Below are 16,015 nucleotides of genomic sequence, written 5' to 3' on the forward strand. Positions count from 1 at the left end.
TTGCGGGGGAGATGTCCGGCAGGACAGAGGGGGTGCTGTCCCGCCGGCCTCACATCGCCTTGCGCCGTACTAACTACCGCAGCGCCTTCTCGCCACCCGCCGCCGTAATCACCCCGACGATGATCAGCCCGGTCAGCACCAGCCGCACGCCGGCGCTGACGCCGAAGGTGTTGAGCATGGTGAGCAGCAGCACCAGGAACAGGCCCGCGCCCCAGACGCCGGGCACATTGGCCTTGCCGCCGGCGACCGAGGTGCCGCCGATGACGACGACCGCGATCGAGGCGAGCAGATATTCGTTGCCGATGTCGACATTGGCGCCGCGGAAATAGCCGGCAAGCAGCGCGCCGTCGATGCCGCCCAGCGCGCCGCACAGCGTGTAAGTGAGGAAACGGATGCGGCCGACATTGACGCCCGCGAGCCACGCGGCGCGGATGTTCTGCCCGATCGCCAGCACCGAGCGGCCATAGATCATGCGCTGCAGCGCCAGTGCGGCGCCGACGGTGAAGACCACCGTCAGCAGCGCCAGCACCGGGACGCCGAGGATCTGCCAGTTGGTGAAATCGGCAAAGCCCGGCGGCGGCTTGATCTGCAGACCGCGGCCGTAGCTGATGTCTACCGACTGGATGATGAAGCTCGCCGACAGCGTCGCGATGATCGGCGGGATCCTCAGCGCCCAGATCAGCAGGTAGTTGATGACGCCGATCGCCGCGCCGCAGGCAAGCGCGGCAAGCAGCCCGACGACGATCATGGAATCGCTGCCGCCCATCACCTTCATCGCCACCGCACTTGCCAGCCCGATATTGGCCGGCAGCGACAGGTCGACATTGCCGGGTCCCAGCGTGATGACGAACATCTGGCCGACGCCGACGACGACGGTGAAGACGGCAAGCGAGAGCGCCGCCGTGACCATGCCGCCGCCGCCGTAGCCGCCGGTGAAGGCAACCGTCGCCACCCACACCACAAAGGCGCCGACGAAGGACCAGAGCCAGGGTTTTTCGAGCAGCGTCCGCATGGAGGCCATCGCTCACCTCTCCCTGCGGCTGATCAGCACGCGCGCCGCCAGCACGATGATCAGGATCGCGCCATTGGCGGCGACCTGCCAGTCGGGCGGGATGTGCATGAAGGTGAGCAGCGGCGAGGCGGCGAGCGCCAGCGTCAGCGCGCCGATGACCGCGCCGATCGGCGACACACGGCCGCCGACAAACTCGCCGCCGCCGAGAATGACGCCGGCAATCGACAACAGCGTGTAGCCGTTGCCGATATTGGCGTCGGCCGAGGTCGTGATGCCGATCAGCGCCATGCCGGACAGCACGCCGAACAGGCCGGTCAGCGCGAACAGCACGATCTTGGTCCTGAGCAGCGACCAGCCGGCGCGCTTGAGCGCCGCGGCGTTGCCGCCGGAGCCGCGCAGGATGACGCCGTAGGAGGTGCGCATCAGGCCGAAATGCACCACGGCCGCGATCAACAGCGCGGCAAGGATCGGGAACGGGATGTAGGGCGGCTTGAACGCCAGGATCGCCAGCAGCCAGTCCGGCGCCTTGCCGCCGGGCTTCGGCAGGATGAGGATGGCAAGGCCCTGCCAGACGAAGCTCATGCCGAGCGTCACCACGATCGAAGGCAGGTTGCGCAGATGGATCAGCGCGCCGATGAGCGCGTAGACGCCGATCGAGCCGAGAAGCGCCGCGATGCCGATGAGGGGCGTATCCTTAAGCCAGGTGGCGGTGACGCAGCCGACGAAACCGACGAAGGTGCCGATCGACAGGTCGAGCTCGTTGCCGGCGATGACGAACATCTGCGCGATCGTCGCCAGCGCGATCGGGATCGCCAGGTTGAGCATCAGGCTGAAGCCGAAATAGCTGATGGCGCGCGGGTTGAGCCAGGCAATCGCCATCAGCACCAACGACAGCGACAGCGCCGGCAGCAGGCTGCGCAGCATGCGCGCCCGAGCGGCGCCGCCACGCGGCGAGGATTTCGGGAGCGTGCCCGGAGCGATCGCCGTCATCTCAGGCCGCATCGCCGAACGAGGACTGGATGATCTTTTCTTCCGTCAGCTCGTCGCGCCGCAGATTGGCGACGATCCGGCCGTTCTTGAAGACATAGACATGGTCGCAATTGTCGAGCTCTTCGGTCTCGGTGGTGTACCAGAGGAAGGTGCGGCCCTTGGCGGCCTCCTCGCGCAAGAGGTCGTAGACTTCGAGCTTGGTGCCGATATCGACGCCGCGCATCGGATCGTCCATCAGCACGATCTGGGCGTCGGATCCGAGCGCGCGTGCGAACAGCGCCTTCTGCTGGTTGCCACCCGACAGCGAGAAAATGTTGTTGTTCATGTCCGGCGTGCGGATGCCGATCTTCTTCTTCCAGAATTCGGCGAGCTCGGCCTCGCGCTGCGGTGAGATCAACAGGCCGTTGCGCAGGCGATGAAGCGAGCGGATGCCGATGTTTTGCGCGATCGACCACTGGGCGAAGATGCCGTCCGCCTGGCGGTCGCCGGCGACCAGCGCAACCGGGGCGGTCACCTCGATGCCGGCCTTGGCGCGCGACGCCGCGGCGAAGATCGCCAGCAGCAGATCCGTCTGGCCATGCCCGGCAAGGCCGGCAAGGCCGATGATGTCGCCCGCGCGGGCGACAAGCTCCTTGCCATCCTGCTGCCGTGCCGGGCGCGCCCGCACCTTGAGCGGGCCGGCCTGCGTCTTCCGGGTTTCGGCGACGGCCCGCTGATGTCCCTCGGCGCCGCCCATGGCGGCGACAAGCTTGTCGCGGTCGAATGCGGTTGCGGCGTCCGCCGCGACGACCTTGCCGTCGCGCATCACCACGATGCGGTCGGCGTTCTGCAGCACTTCGCCGAGCACATGCGAAATCAGGATGCAGCTGCCGCCCGCGGCGACGAAGCGTCGCACGAAGGCGAGCAACTGGCCGGCCGTATGCGCGTCGAGCGAGGAGGTCGGCTCGTCGAGGATGACCAGATGCAGCGGCTCACGGGTCAGCGTGAAGGCGCGCGCCACCTCGACCATCTGCCGCTTGCCGATCGACAGATCCCCGGCAATGTCGGTCGCCGAGATACCGTGGTCGGGAAAGATCTCGTCGAGCTTGGCCTGGATGAGGTCGGCGGCCTTGCGCCGCCAGCCGAAACCGGTGAGCGAGGGATGGTTGATGCGCGTGTTCTCGGCCACGCTGAGGTTGGGGCAGAGCGACAATTCCTGGAAGACGCAGCGTATGCCGAGCTCGAGCGCGCGCGCCACGGAATAGCTCGCTTCCTGATTGCCGCGCACGGCGATATGCCCGCCGTCCGGCCGCAGCGTGCCCGCCACCATATGCATGAGTGTCGACTTGCCGGCGCCGTTGTGCCCGACCAGCCCGACGCATTCGCCGGCGCCGACATGGAAGTCGACGCCGCTGAGGGCGCGGACGGCGCCGAAATGCTTTTCGGCGCCGTCGAGCCTGACAATGTCTGCAATAGCCTGGAGCATCCTCAACGATATCCGGTTGGCGATGCGGCTGGCAACGTTCGCGCCGCTATTGCTTGATATTGGCCTTGATGGCCGCGATGGCTTCTTCCTGCGTGTATTCGTGCGTGGCGACGCCGCCCTCCTTGATCTTCGGCAGCGCGGCCTCGAAATCGTCCTGGGTGAAGGCGAGATAGGGCACCAGGAGATCGTGCGGAATATCCTTGCGCCCGTCGAGCACCTGCTGCGCCACCCAGAAGGCCAGCGTCGACACACCTGGCGCGATCGAAGCCGACCAGGTCTTGTAGCCGTCCTTCTCCTTCTGCTCCTTCCACCACTTCAGCTCGTCCTGCCGATTGCCCATGATGATGGTCGGGCGCGGCTTGCCGGCTGCGGCGAAGGCCTGGGCAGCGCCATAGCCGTCGCCGCCCTGGTCGACGATGCCGACCACGTCCGGCAACGACGGCAGGATGGTCGCCACCGCCTTCTGCGCTGTGGTCTGGTCCCAGTCGCCGGTCACCGAGCCGACAATCTTGAACTCGGGATGGGCGGCCACGCCTTCGAGGATGCCGGCATGGATGGCATCGTCGATCGAGGTGCCGGCCAGCCCGCGGATCTCCAGCAAATTGCCGCCCTTCGGCTGGAACTTGGCCATCTGCTCGACTTCCTGCTTGCCCATGTCCTTGAAGTCGACGACGACGCGGTAGGCGCAAGGTTCGGTGACGATGCCGTCGAAGGAAACGACGACTATGCCGGCATCGCAGGCCTGCTTGATGGCGCCGTTCAACGCATCCGGCGAGGCGGCATTGATGACGATGGCGTCATAGCCCTGCAGGATCAGGTTCTGCACCTGCGCCGCCTGGGTCGGCACTTCCTTGTCGGCGGTGGTGAAGACATCCGCCGCCGCCACCACCTTATCGTCGACCGCCTTCTTGGTGACGATGCCGTAGCTGTCGAGCATCGCCTGGCGCCACGAATTGCCGGCGTAATTGTTGGAAAAGGCGATCTTCTTGCCGCTCGTGTCGGCAAGTGCCGTGCCCGAGGCGAGCATGGCTGCGAATGCGCTCAAGACCAGTAGTTTCTTCATGTCATAATCCTCCCAGATATGTTGACTGCTGCACTTCCATCGGCCTGTGGGCCGTCTTCACTCCAATTCTATCCGAGCGCGTACTCAAAACAGCCTCAGTCCCGGCACACGCACCCTCTGCCGGTAAAGCGACGTCGAGGCGGCGATGTAGAGGCTCCTCAGGTCCTCGTCGCCGAAGGTAAAATTGGCGCAATATTCCGGCGTCGCTATGACGCCGAGAAGATCGCCGGAAGCATCGAAGACATGAATGCCGCCGGGGCCGGTGCAATAGAGGTTGCCACGGCTGTCGATCTTCATCCCGTCGGGCGATCCCGGCGCGTCGCCTTCCGTCACCGCCCACACGGCGCCGCCGTTGAGATCGCCGTTCGCTTCCATGCCGAACACCCTGATGTGGCCGCGTTCGGTATCGTTGACGAACAGCCGCGATTCATCGAGCGAGAAGCAGAGCCCGTTGGGTTGCGCGAAATCGTCGGCGACGAGCGTCAGCCGCGCGCCGTCGCCGTCGATCCGGTAGACGCCCTGGAAGGGTAGCTCCTGCGGCCTCGGCACGCCATAGAATTCAGCCCGGCCGAAAGTCGGATCGGTGAAATAGATCGAGCCGCCGGTGGCGACGACGATATCGTTCGGGCTGTTGAGCTGCTTATCCCGGTAATGGGTGGCAAGCACAGTCGTCGCGCCGTTCGGCTCGGCGCGGGTGACCCGGCTGGTGGCGTGCTCACAGGTCACCAGCCGTCCCTGCCGGTCGAGCGTGTTGCCGTTGGCCATCCGGCTCGGCTCGCGGAACAGCTCGATCTCGCCGGAGGCGCTGCGCCGGTACATGCGGCTTTGTGGAATGTCGGAAAAGACCAGCCATTTCTCGTAAGGATGCCACACCGGCCCCTCGATGAAGCCGTAGCCGGTGGCGAGCCGCTCCATCGCCGCAGTGCCGACGACGTCGCCGAAGCCGGAATGACGGGCGCGTGCCGGGATGGAGATCACGAGCCCTTCGGCTCCCGCACCGGCTTGCCGGCGACGAACCAGTCGCTGCCCGGCACATCCTCGATCACCACCCAGATGGCGTCCATGGGCAGCTCGGCGACCTCGCTGATCGCCTCGGTGACGCGGCGCGAGATCTCGTTCTTGCGCTTTTGCGAATGACCCTCGAGTATCCGTATGCTGACGAACGGCATGGCGCTTCCCCGGGATTCTTGTTCTTGCCCGAAATTCTTGTTCTTGTCGGACAAAAACGTAGTCGGGATGCGAGCCGGGCGATACGGGTCTAAGCGCAGCGCCGACTGTGGTTTCGCACAGTCGGCGCCGGCAAGCGCTGCTGCAAAGCAGGAGAACCGGTGATGGCAAAGCCTCCCATCGAGCGGATCGTGCGAATTGCGGAACTGGAGATCGACCCCGACCGGATCGATAGCTTCAGGGCCTTGCTTGCCGAAGAGATCGAGGCCTCGGTGCAGAATGAGCCTGGCGTATTGTTCCTTCACGCGGTCGCGCTAAAGGGTGCGCCTGAAATGGTGCGCGTGATCGAATGCTATGCCGATCAGTCCGCCTACCGAGCTCACCTGACCGCACGGCACTTTCTCAAGTACAAGGCGCAGACGGCTCATATGGTCAGGTCGCTTCAGCTGATCGAAACCGAGCCGATCGCCCTGAGAGCCAAGAGCAGCCCGAATTCAGACTGAAGAATTCAAACTGAGCTATCCATGGTGGGGCTTACTGTTCCTGCAAAGGCGTCGCCTGTGCGAGCCAGGCGTCGAGCTGCTCCTGCTCGCGCCGCAGCGCGTCGATGTTGATGAGCCCGCGCACCATGGCGAGATAGATCGCGCGAGTGCGCGAGTTGAACACCGACGCTTCGCCGGCGCCCTCCTCCGGCGGCACGATGCCAAGCTTGTCGTAGACATGCTTGATGCGGCTCTGCGCGCCGCGGATCGACAGGCCGCGCCGCGCCGCGATCGCCCGGTCGGTCAGGCCGAGCGCGATATCGATCAGGCTCTCGTACTCGCCGTCGGTGATGCCCTCGAACCGGTCCTGGACGCGATGCTGGATGCCGCGGATCTCGCGGTCGATGATGCAATGCCCCTCGCGGAACACGCCGCGCAGCGCCGAGCGCATGCCTTCTTCCGTCGCCGATTTCAGCACATAGCCATAGACCGACCCCGGCGGCACGATGCGCGCCACGCCGCGCACATAGGCCTCGTCGGCGAAGTTCGACCAGAACAGGATATGAGTGCCGGCGCGCCGGCTCCAGATGGCGCGGGCCACCTCGATGCCGGTCGCCTTGGGCAATTGCAGGTCGAGCACGACATGCGGCGGCTGCCGCTCGGCCGCAAGGTTGATGGCGTCCTCGCCGTCGCCGGCTTCGATCACCTCGACGTCGCCGGGCCACAATTGCTCGACGGTGCGCCGCGCGAAGGTGCGATGCAGACCGTCATTTTCCGCGATCATGACCAGCATCAAACCGCCTCCACCACCGGCCGACCTTCCACCGCCACGGGGTTGCGCGTCGACGCCTTGTCTCCCACGGGCTCGCGGTCGATCTCGATGACGACCCGCGTGCCGCCCTTGCGGCTGGCCGACTCGAAACGCAGCCGCGCCCCGACAAGCGCCGCCCGCGTGTGCATGTGGCCGATGCCGCCCTGAGCGGCGGGGTCGATCGCGCCGCAGCCCTGGCCGTCATCGGTGACGGTGACGCTGAACGTGCCTGGCGTCGACGCCAGCTGCACCTCGATGCGGCTTGGCCCGGCATGGCGCACGGCGTTGTTGATCGCTTCCTGGACGATCCGGTAGAGCGCCGTGCGCAGCGTCTCCGACAGGCTGTCGGCGCTGCCGGCGCTGCTATCGGCAATGCGCACCGCGATCGGCGGCTTGGCCCTGGCGACGCTGCGGTTGAGATGGGCCTCGACGGCATCGCGCAGGCCGAACAATTCCAGGACGCTCGGCCGCATGTCGTCGACGATGTGGCGCAGCTCCGCCAGGCAGCCGGCCACCTCCTGCTCGAGATCGGCAAGCTGGGCCGTCCGCGCCACGCCCCGGCTGCGGAAGGCCGAGACCTGGCGCGCGATGCGGGCGAGGTCGGCGAGCGTCTGGTCGTGCAGGTCCATCGCCATGCGGCGGCGCTCACGTTCCATGCCGGCGGTCAATTGCGAGGCGCCGACCCTCAGCAGCTCCGCCCGGTTGCGTGCCTCGCTTTCGGCCAGCATGGCGCGGCGCGCTTCCTCGGTCTGGATCAGCGCGAAGATGTAGGGCGCGATAAGGTCCGCGCATTGCTGGGCTATCTCGACATCCGCCTGCGTGTAGCAGCCGGCCTCGTGACGGCTGATGTTGAGCGCGCCGATGACGCTGCCGCGCGCCCGCAGCGGCACAATGATGCGGCTGCGCAGCTTGGCGGCGAAGATGGGCCCGTCGAACGCTCCCTCGAAGTGGAAGCGGTCGTCGATGAGCGCGTTGTCCGAGAGCAGATAAGGCGTCTGGCCCCGCAGCACGCGGCGGATCGGGCTGCCCTCGACCGGATGCTGCGCCAGCTCGCTCCAGCTGGTGTGGAAGCCGGCCTCGTAGCAGGCGTGCATGCGCCCATCGAGCGACAGCACCGCCAGATCGATATGGTCGTGCGGGATCAGCGTGCCGATTTCGATCGCCGTCGCCCGGAACGCGGAGCCCGGATCGATATGCCCGGCCAAGGCCCGTGAGATCGCGAGCAGCCGGTCGATCAGCTGCGGAGATACCTCCGACATGTCTCCTCCCTTGCCGCCCGACCACAGGAAACCGCACGATGCCAGGCCCGCTGGGCGCGGCTTCAAGCTTCCTGTTTCCCGCAGTTCCTCCCTGCTTGCGAAATAGTGACCGCTTGACGGTGCCGCTGTCAACGATGGCTCACGCAGCGGCAGGGCGATCAACTTCAGGTGCGGCGATTGAAAAGCCGCCGGCTCCTGGTCTAGGAACGGCGGCAGGAGACCAATCGATGGCAGTGACGCCGACTGTTGCACAGGGCGCTCCGGGGATTCCGGCGCGCTGGACGTCAAGCGCCAAGAGCGGCGTCGGCACCGCGCTTTCGGCCAAGAGCCCGCTTTGGTTCACCATCAGCCACGGCATATTGAACGAGATCTATTATCCGCGCCTCGACAGCGCCTGCACACGCGACATGGGGCTGATGATCACCGGTCCCGGCGGTTACTTCTCCGAAGAAAAGCGCGATGCCGTCCACACGATCGAGCCGTTCGAGGACGGCGTGCCCGGCTATCGCCTGGTCAATACGGCGGCGGATGGCTCATACCGGATAGCAAAGCGCATCGCTACGGATCCGAAACGGCCTGTCCTGTTGCAGGAAGTCACCTTCGCGGCCCTCAAAGGTCCAGCCGCGGACTATAGCGTCTACGCGCTGCTTGCCCCGCATCTTATCAATGCCGGCATGGGCAACACCGCCTGGATCGGCGAGCATAAGGGGCAGCGAATCCTCTTTGCGTCAGGTCGCGGCGTTTCGATCGCGCTTGCCGCCTCGCTGCCCTGGGGCGCCTGCTCGGCCGGCTATGTCGGCTTCTCCGACGGCTGGCAGCAACTCCGGGACGGCGGCACGCTCGATACTGCCTGCCGGCGCGCGGAGGATGGCAATGTCGCGCTGACCGGCGAGATCGGCTTTTCGGTAGGGAGCGGCACGGCTTTGCTGGCGCTCGGTTTCGGCGCCTGGCCGGAAGAAGCGGCGGAGATCGCGCTGGCCAGCCTGAAGGACGGTTTCGAGGCGGCCGCCGAAACCTATGCAGCCAATTGGCGGAAGTTCCAGGCCGGGCTGGAGAAGCTCGACCGGCATTCTGCCTCTGGCCTGAACACCTACCGTGTCAGCACCGCGGTGCTTGCCTCGCATCTGTCGATCGCCAGGCCGGGAGCCGCAGTCGCCAGTCTCTCGATCCCCTGGGGCTTCAGCAAGGGCGACGACGATCTCGGCGGCTACCATCTGGTCTGGCCGCGCGACCTGGTCGAGACGGCGGGCGGCTTCCTCGCCGCCGGCGACGCCGGGCAGGCGCTGCAGATACTCACCTACCTGCGTTCGATCCAGCAGCCTGACGGTCATTGGCCACAAAATTGCTGGTCGAGCGGAACGCCCTATTGGCCCGGCATCCAGATGGATGAATGCGCCTTTCCGCTGCTGCTTGCCGATGCGCTCCGCCGCGCCGGCCATCTGCCGCGCGCGAAGCTCGACGATTTCCTGACGATGATCGAAAGCGCAGCCTCCTATGTCGTGCGCAACGGCCCGGTCACCGGCGAGGACCGCTGGGAGGAGGACGCCGGCTACAGCCCGTTCACGCTGGCCGTCGAGATCGCGGCGCTGCTTGCGGCCGCCGACATGCTCGACGCCTGCGATAAAAATGAGCCGGCAAATTATCTGCGCGAGACCGCCGATTGCTGGAACGACCGGATCGAACGCTGGACCTATGTCACCGGCGCGGAGCTGTGCGCCAGGGAAGGTGTCGCGGGCTACTATGTCCGCATCGCGCCGCCCGACGAAGCCGGCGCCGCTTCGCCGAAAGACGGCTTCGTGCCGATCAAGAACCGGCTGCCCGGCGATGGCGATAAGCCCGCCGAAGCCATTGTCAGCCCGGACGCTCTAGCGCTGGTGCGTTTCGGCCTCAGGGCGGCGGACGACCCCCGCATCCTGAACACGATCAAGGTCATCGACGCCGAGCTGCGCTGCGCGTTGCCGCAAGGCCCGGTCTGGTACCGCTACAGCGGTGACGGCTATGGCGAGCATGATGACGGTTCGCCTTTCGACGGCACCGGCCACGGCCGGCCCTGGCCGCTCCTCGCCGGCGAACGCGCCCATTACGAGCTGGCGGCCGGACGACCCGACAAAGCGGCGGAACTGCTCGAGACCTTCGAGCGCTCGGCCGGCGTGGGCGGCCTCCTGCCGGAGCAGGTCTGGGACAAACCCGACATGACGGAGCGCGAGTTGCGGCTCGGAGCGCCTTCGGGCAGCGCGATGCCGCTGGTCTGGGCGCATGCCGAGCATATCAAGCTCTTGCGCTCGCTGCGCGACGGAACGGTCTTCGACATGCCACCGCAGGGTGTCGAGCGCTACATCAAGCGAAAGACCGTCTCGCCCTTCCGGACATGGCGCTTCAACAACAAGATCCGCTCCATTCCAGCCGGCAAGGTCCTGCGCGTCGAGCTTTCGGCCCGCGGCGTGGTTCACTGGAGCAGCGACAAATGGCTGACGGTGCACGACGACAAGACGGCCGAGAACGCCTTCGGCGTCCATCTGGTCGACCTGTCTGTTGCCGGCCTGCCGCCCGGAAGCACGATCGTCTTCACTTTTTTCTGGCCCGAAGCCAGCCGTTGGGAGAATGTCGACTTCACTGTCGGCATCGATGCTTCGGACAATCATTAGATTTTTCTCTCCTCGAACGACTGGGATGACACCATGCAGATCGGAATGATGGGACTGGGCAGGATGGGCGCCAACATGGTGCGCCGCCTGATGCGTGACGGCCACGAATGCGTCGTCTACGACATCAACTCGGCAAGCGTCGCCGGCATGGTCAAGGACGGCGCCATCGGCGCCGCCTCGCTGGAAGAGTTCGTGGCCAAGCTTGCCAAGCCGCGCTGTGCCTGGTTGATGCTGCCGGCCGCGATCACCGGCAGGATCGTCGACCAGGTGGCGGCGCTGATGGAGCCGGGCGACATCGTCATCGACGGCGGCAATTCCTATTATCATGACGCCGTCGACCAAGCGGCGAAGCTGGCGGTCAAGGGCATCAGCTTTGTCGATGTCGGCACCAGCGGCGGCGTCTGGGGGCTGGAGCGCGGCTATTGCCTGATGATCGGCGGCCCCGACGAAGCGGTAAAACACCTCGACACGGTCTTCGCCACGCTGGCGCCGGGTGCCGACCCGGGCTCCAATCCGCCGAAGGACGCCGGAACCGCGCCCTATGGCTATCTGCATTGCGGCCCGAGCGGCGCCGGCCATTTCGTCAAGATGGTGCACAACGGCATCGAATACGGCGTCATGGCCGCCTATGCCGAAGGCATCAACATCCTGAAATCGGCCAATGCCGGCAAACGGGACCGGACGGCGGACGCCGAAACCAGCCCGCTCGAAAATCCGCAATACTACCAGTTCGACATCGACCTGCCGGCCGTGACCGAGGTCTGGCGCCACGGCAGCGTCATCGGCTCGTGGCTGCTCGATCTCACCGCCGGCGCGCTGAAGGGCGACCCGACGCTCGCCCAGTATGGCGGCCGCGTCTCCGATTCCGGCGAAGGCCGCTGGACCTTGAAGGCGGCGATCGACACCGGCGTTCCGGCGCCGGTGCTCTCCTCGGCGCTGTTCGACCGCTTCTCCTCGCAGGGCGAATCCCAGTTCGCCGACAAGCTTTTGTCCGCCATGCGCTATGCGTTCGGCGGCCATGTCGAGAAGCCGAAGACCGGCGCGTGAGGGGAGAGGCGGCATGAGCCAGGAGAGGTCCGACACGCTGGTGCTTTTCGGGGCGACCGGCGACCTTGCGCACAAGAAGATTTTTCCGGCGCTGTACCAGATGGTCGCCAAGGGCACGTTGACCGAGCCGGTGATCGGCGTCGCCTTCGACCCCTGGGACATTGGCAAGCTGGTGGACCGTGCCCGCGACGGTATCGTCGACGTGCTGGGCGCCGTCGATGACAAGGTGTTCGCCAAGCTCGCCTCGCTGCTGCGCTATGTCAGCGGCGACTACCGCGACCCGGCCACCTTCGAGAAGCTGAAGGCGACGCTCGGCCCGGCGCAGCGGCCATTGCACTATATGGCCGTGCCCCCGACCATGTTCGAAACCGTCGTCCAGGGCCTCGAGCAGTCCGGCACCGCGCGCGGCGCGCGGCTGATGGTCGAAAAGCCCTTCGGCCACGACCTGCAGTCGGCGCGCTGGCTGAACCGCGTGCTGCATCTGGTATTCGAGGAGCAGTCGATCTTCCGCATCGACCATTATCTTGGCAAGGAGGCGATCCAGAACCTGCTCTATTTCCGCTTCGCCAACGCCTTCCTCGAGCCGATCTGGAACCGCAACTTCGTCGAGAGCGTGCAGATCACCATGGCCGAGGATTTCGGCGTCGAGGGACGCGGCCGCTTCTATGACGAGGTCGGCTGCATCCGTGACGTCATCGAGAACCATCTGCTCAACATCCTTCTGCTGCTCGCCATGGAGCCTCCTGTCGGCCGCTCGGCTGACGATCTGATCGACGAGAAGGTGCAGGTGCTCCGCGCCATTCGCACCCTGACCAGGGACGATGTCGTGCGCGGCCAGTTCGACGGCTATCTGGCGGAGCCGGGCGTGCAGCCGAACTCGCCGGTCGAGACCTTCGCCGCGGTGCGCTTCTTCGTTGACACCTGGCGCTGGCGGGACGTGCCCTTCTTCATCCGCGCCGGCAAGAACATGCCGGTGCATGCGACCGAAGTGATCGTGCGGCTGAAGCGGCCGCCGCTCGACGTTTTCGATCCGATCAAGCCGGACGACGCCAACTATGTCCGTTTCCGCATCGATCCGCAGGTGGCGATCTCGATCGGCGCCCAGCGCAAGGTGCCAGGCGACGACATGATCGGCGAGCAGGTGGAGCTGACCGCGCTCGACGACACCAAAGGCGACATGCCGCCCTATGAGCGGCTGATCGGCGACGCCATGAACGGCAACGGCCAGCTCTTCACGCGCCAGGACGCGGCAGAGCTCGCCTGGCGCATTGTCGGCCCGGTCCTTGGCGACACCACGCCGCCGCATATCTATGCGCCGAAGACCTGGGGACCGGCCGACGCCATGAACGGCTTCGGCCCGCCCAACGGCTGGATCAATCCGGCGAAATAGTTTCGGGAGGAACGCTATGGCGAAGGCGGCAAAACCGGCTGCGGCGAATAGCGGGCAGATCGTGCTCACGATCGACGTCGGCGGCTCGCATGTGAAGATCCTCACCAGCGCCGGCGGCGAGATGCGCCGCGCCGACTCCGGGCCGGGCCTGACGCCGCAGCAGGTGGTCGCCTCGGTGAAGAAACTGGCCGAAGGGCTGAGCTATGACGTCATTTCGATGGGCTATCCGGGCGCGGTGCGGCAGAACAGGCCGTCCCTCGACCCCGCCAATCTCGGCAAAGGCTGGGTTGGCTATGACTTCGATGCCGCATTCGGCAAGCCGGTGAAGGTCGTCAACGATGCGCTGATGCAGGCGATCGGCAGCTACGACGGCGGCCGCATGCTGTTCCTCGGCCTCGGCACCGGCCTGGGCGCCGCGATGATCCTCGACAATGTCGGGCAGCCGATGGAGCTCGCCCACCTTCCCTACAAGAAAGGCTGCAGCTTCGAGGATTATGTCGGCGAGCGCGGCCTGGTAAAGCACGGCAAGAAAAAATGGCGCAAATACGTTTTTGATGTCGTAAACAGGCTTCGCGCCGCCTTGCAGCCGGACTATGTGGTTATCGGCGGCGGCAATGTCGACAAGCTCGATGAATTGCCCGAGAAATCCAGGCGTGGCGACAACACACGCGCCTTCGAAGGCGGATTTCGACTGTGGCGCGACAAGGCGCTGATCGTCTGATATTTTTACTTTTCAGTATAATTGTTCAAAATTGCGTGTAATCGCGCGGCTTATCGTTGCGCCGCGCAGATTTGCCGACTAGGAGTTCGCCGGCCTGCCGCACCATGCGCCTCCCCGGCGCGCGAACGACGCGGCAGCGCTCTGATTTGCATCCCGATTTGCGGCCATGCGGCATAGAGGAGGAATGACGTGGACGAGGATACCAATGCAACCAAGGAAGAAGTCGACCTGCTCGAGCTAACCGCTCACATCGTGTCGGCCTATGTCGCCAAGAACCGGCTGCCGGCTTCGGGCCTGGGCGAGCTCATCGCCAGCGTCGCCTCCTCGATCGGCGGGCTGAACCAGCCGCCGGCGCCGCCGGCGGCTCCGCCCGTCCCCGCAGTCAATCCCCGGCGCTCGGTGACTCCGGATTACATCATCTGCCTCGAGGACGGGAAGAAGTTCAAATCGCTGAAGCGCCATATCGGCGTTCATTTCGGACTGTCCCCGGAGGCCTACCGAACCAAATGGGGCCTGCCGGCCGACTATCCGATGGTCGCCCCCAACTATGCGGCGTCGCGCTCCGAGCTTGCCAAGTCGATCGGCCTCGGCCGCAAGGCGGAAGCCGTGCCGGTCAAGCCCGCCAGGGGACGGAAGGCCAAAGCCCCCACCTGAGCGATATACCGACCCTGTGCCAACGGTTTGAAGAAGCCTGCCGTGGAATCAACCTTGGCAGGCTTCCTGCTTTTGTGGCTTGGATACGCCAGACATTCGGGGGCTGGCCATGAACTACGCGCGTATGGTGATCGAGAAAGAAGCGCCGGAGGAATACGGTTACGAGCGCATCCGCTTCAATCTCTCCGAAAGCTCGATCGCCGACCAAAAACTCTCCGACATCGTCCTTTCGTTGCCCGACCTCACCCTCTTCTACGGCGAGCATCGCGGCGACAAGGAATTGCGCGCGCTGATCGCCGGGCAGGACAAAGGGCTTTCCGCCGACGACGTGCTGGTGACCGCGGGCGCTGCCGGCGCGCTGTTCATCATCGCCACCTCGCTGCTGTCGGCCAGCGACCATCTCGTCGTCGTGCGGCCAAACTATGCCACCAACATCGAGACACCCAAGGCGATCGGCTGCGCGATCAGCTATGTCGATCTCGATTTCGACAACGGCTTCGCGATCGGCGTCGAACGCGTCGCGGCGGCCGTGCGGCCGAATACCAGGCTGATCAGCGTCACCTGCCCGCACAACCCGACCGGCACGATGATGACCCGCGCCGACCTCGACGCGCTGATTGAACTCGCCGAGAGCCGAGCGTGCCGGCTGCTGGTCGACGAGACTTATCGCGACCTATCTTACGACACCCGACTGCCTTCGGCAGCCTCGTTGAGCCCAAGCGCCATCAGCGTCTGTTCCCTGTCGAAGGCATTTGGCATTCCGGGCATCCGCATCGGCTGGCTGGCGACCCGCGATCCAGAATTGCAAGAAACGTTCCTCGCCGCCAAGGAGCAGATCGGCATCTGCGGCAGCGTCATCGACGAGGCGATCGCGCGCGCCATGCTCGAGCGCCGCGATGCCTTCCTTGCATCGCTGCTGCCGGAGATGGCGAAGCGCCGCGACATCGTCCAGGCCTGGATCGACGGCGAGCCGCTGGTCAACTGGGTGCGTCCGCAAGGCGGCGTCGTCGGCTTCCCGCGGCTGAATGTCGACGCCGGCTTCGACCTCGACCGGTTCTACACCAGGCTTCTCGATGAGCACGGCACCTATGTCGGCCCCGGCCACTGGTTCGAGATGCCGAAGCGTTTCTTCCGCATCGGCTTCGGCTGGCCGAAAGAGCGGGAATTGCGCGGCGGGCTGGAAGCCATCTCGGCCGCTCTGAGAGCCTGACCCCCTTTCGATCCTGGACGAAAATTCCGGATTTCTTCCATCCAGCGCGGAATTTTTGCGCGCGCGACGAAACGAACTGGGCTAAGGGTCTCCGGCCGG

The 16,015-nt window shown here is 65.5% G+C and carries 15 protein-coding genes; 7 read left to right on the plus strand and 8 right to left on the minus strand.

Translation table 11 applies throughout. From position 1 onward, the window contains the following. Positions 1-73 precede the first annotated feature (73 nt). The 6 genes from EH240_RS11330 to EH240_RS11355 form a co-directional block, all read right to left on the minus strand. Entirely contained in the window at positions 74-1,021 is a 948-nt protein-coding gene (locus EH240_RS11330) for an ABC transporter permease (RefSeq protein ID WP_124998171.1), read from the minus strand. Between the two features lie 3 nt (positions 1,022-1,024). Continuing rightward, complete coding sequence (locus tag EH240_RS11335) at positions 1,025-2,002, minus strand: ABC transporter permease (protein ID WP_167483995.1); 978 nt, start codon at positions 2,000-2,002, stop codon at positions 1,025-1,027. A 1-nt stretch (position 2,003) separates the two neighbouring features. Then, positions 2,004-3,467: a sugar ABC transporter ATP-binding protein gene (locus tag EH240_RS11340; RefSeq protein ID WP_124998186.1), complete on the minus strand. Its 1,464-nt coding sequence runs from the start codon at positions 3,465-3,467 to the stop codon at positions 2,004-2,006. 46 nt (positions 3,468-3,513) lie between these two features. Beyond that, positions 3,514-4,530: an ABC transporter substrate-binding protein gene (locus EH240_RS11345; protein ID WP_124998188.1), complete on the minus strand. Its 1,017-nt coding sequence runs from the start codon at positions 4,528-4,530 to the stop codon at positions 3,514-3,516. 84 nt (positions 4,531-4,614) lie between these two features. Beyond that, positions 4,615-5,508 (minus strand): SMP-30/gluconolactonase/LRE family protein, encoded by an 894-nt coding sequence (locus EH240_RS11350; protein WP_245435943.1) that lies wholly within the window; start codon positions 5,506-5,508, stop codon positions 4,615-4,617. Further along, positions 5,505-5,699 carry a tautomerase family protein gene (locus tag EH240_RS11355; protein WP_124998190.1) on the minus strand — a complete coding sequence of 65 codons (195 nt, stop codon included), beginning with the start codon at positions 5,697-5,699 and terminating at the stop codon, positions 5,505-5,507. Before EH240_RS11355 ends, EH240_RS11350 begins: the two co-directional genes overlap by 4 nt. Before the next feature lie 162 nt (positions 5,700-5,861). On the opposite strand from EH240_RS11355, the gene EH240_RS11360 reads away from it, so the two are divergent. Beyond that, complete coding sequence (locus EH240_RS11360; RefSeq protein WP_124998192.1) at positions 5,862-6,200, plus strand: putative quinol monooxygenase; 339 nt, start codon at positions 5,862-5,864, stop codon at positions 6,198-6,200. 31 nt (positions 6,201-6,231) lie between these two features. Here EH240_RS11360 and EH240_RS11365 read toward each other — a convergent pair whose 3' ends face one another. Next, positions 6,232-6,972, minus strand: a complete 741-nt coding sequence (locus EH240_RS11365; RefSeq protein ID WP_124998194.1) for a response regulator transcription factor — start codon at positions 6,970-6,972, stop codon at positions 6,232-6,234. Beyond that, complete coding sequence (locus EH240_RS11370; protein ID WP_124998196.1) at positions 6,972-8,249, minus strand: GAF domain-containing sensor histidine kinase; 1,278 nt, start codon at positions 8,247-8,249, stop codon at positions 6,972-6,974. The genes EH240_RS11365 and EH240_RS11370 overlap by 1 nt, the downstream gene beginning before the upstream one ends. A 227-nt stretch (positions 8,250-8,476) precedes the next feature. On the opposite strand from EH240_RS11370, the gene EH240_RS11375 reads away from it, so the two are divergent. The 6 genes from EH240_RS11375 to EH240_RS11400 all read left to right on the plus strand — a co-directional run bounded on the left by EH240_RS11375 (position 8,477) and on the right by EH240_RS11400 (position 15,916). Continuing rightward, the gene (locus tag EH240_RS11375) at positions 8,477-10,894 is read left to right on the plus strand and encodes a glucan 1,4-alpha-glucosidase (protein WP_124998198.1); all 2,418 of its coding nucleotides are present in this window, start codon (positions 8,477-8,479) and stop codon (positions 10,892-10,894) included. A 33-nt stretch (positions 10,895-10,927) separates the two neighbouring features. Further along, entirely contained in the window at positions 10,928-11,941 is a 1,014-nt protein-coding gene (gene gnd / locus EH240_RS11380) for a phosphogluconate dehydrogenase (NAD(+)-dependent, decarboxylating) (protein ID WP_124998200.1), read from the plus strand. 13 nt (positions 11,942-11,954) lie between these two features. Further along, positions 11,955-13,331 (plus strand): glucose-6-phosphate dehydrogenase, encoded by a 1,377-nt coding sequence (zwf, locus tag EH240_RS11385; RefSeq protein WP_124998202.1) that lies wholly within the window; start codon positions 11,955-11,957, stop codon positions 13,329-13,331. Positions 13,332-13,347: 16 nt separating this feature from the next. Continuing rightward, complete coding sequence (locus EH240_RS11390; RefSeq protein ID WP_124998204.1) at positions 13,348-14,052, plus strand: ROK family protein; 705 nt, start codon at positions 13,348-13,350, stop codon at positions 14,050-14,052. A 189-nt stretch (positions 14,053-14,241) separates the two neighbouring features. Further along, complete coding sequence (locus EH240_RS11395) at positions 14,242-14,706, plus strand: Ros/MucR family transcriptional regulator (protein ID WP_124998206.1); 465 nt, start codon at positions 14,242-14,244, stop codon at positions 14,704-14,706. Between the two features lie 109 nt (positions 14,707-14,815). Beyond that, positions 14,816-15,916 (plus strand): aminotransferase class I/II-fold pyridoxal phosphate-dependent enzyme, encoded by a 1,101-nt coding sequence (locus EH240_RS11400; protein WP_124998208.1) that lies wholly within the window; start codon positions 14,816-14,818, stop codon positions 15,914-15,916. The last annotated feature ends 99 nt before the right edge of the window (positions 15,917-16,015 follow it).

The sequence above is a fragment of the Mesorhizobium tamadayense genome (assembly GCF_003863365.1).
GTDB lineage: Bacteria > Pseudomonadota > Alphaproteobacteria > Rhizobiales > Rhizobiaceae > Mesorhizobium > Mesorhizobium tamadayense.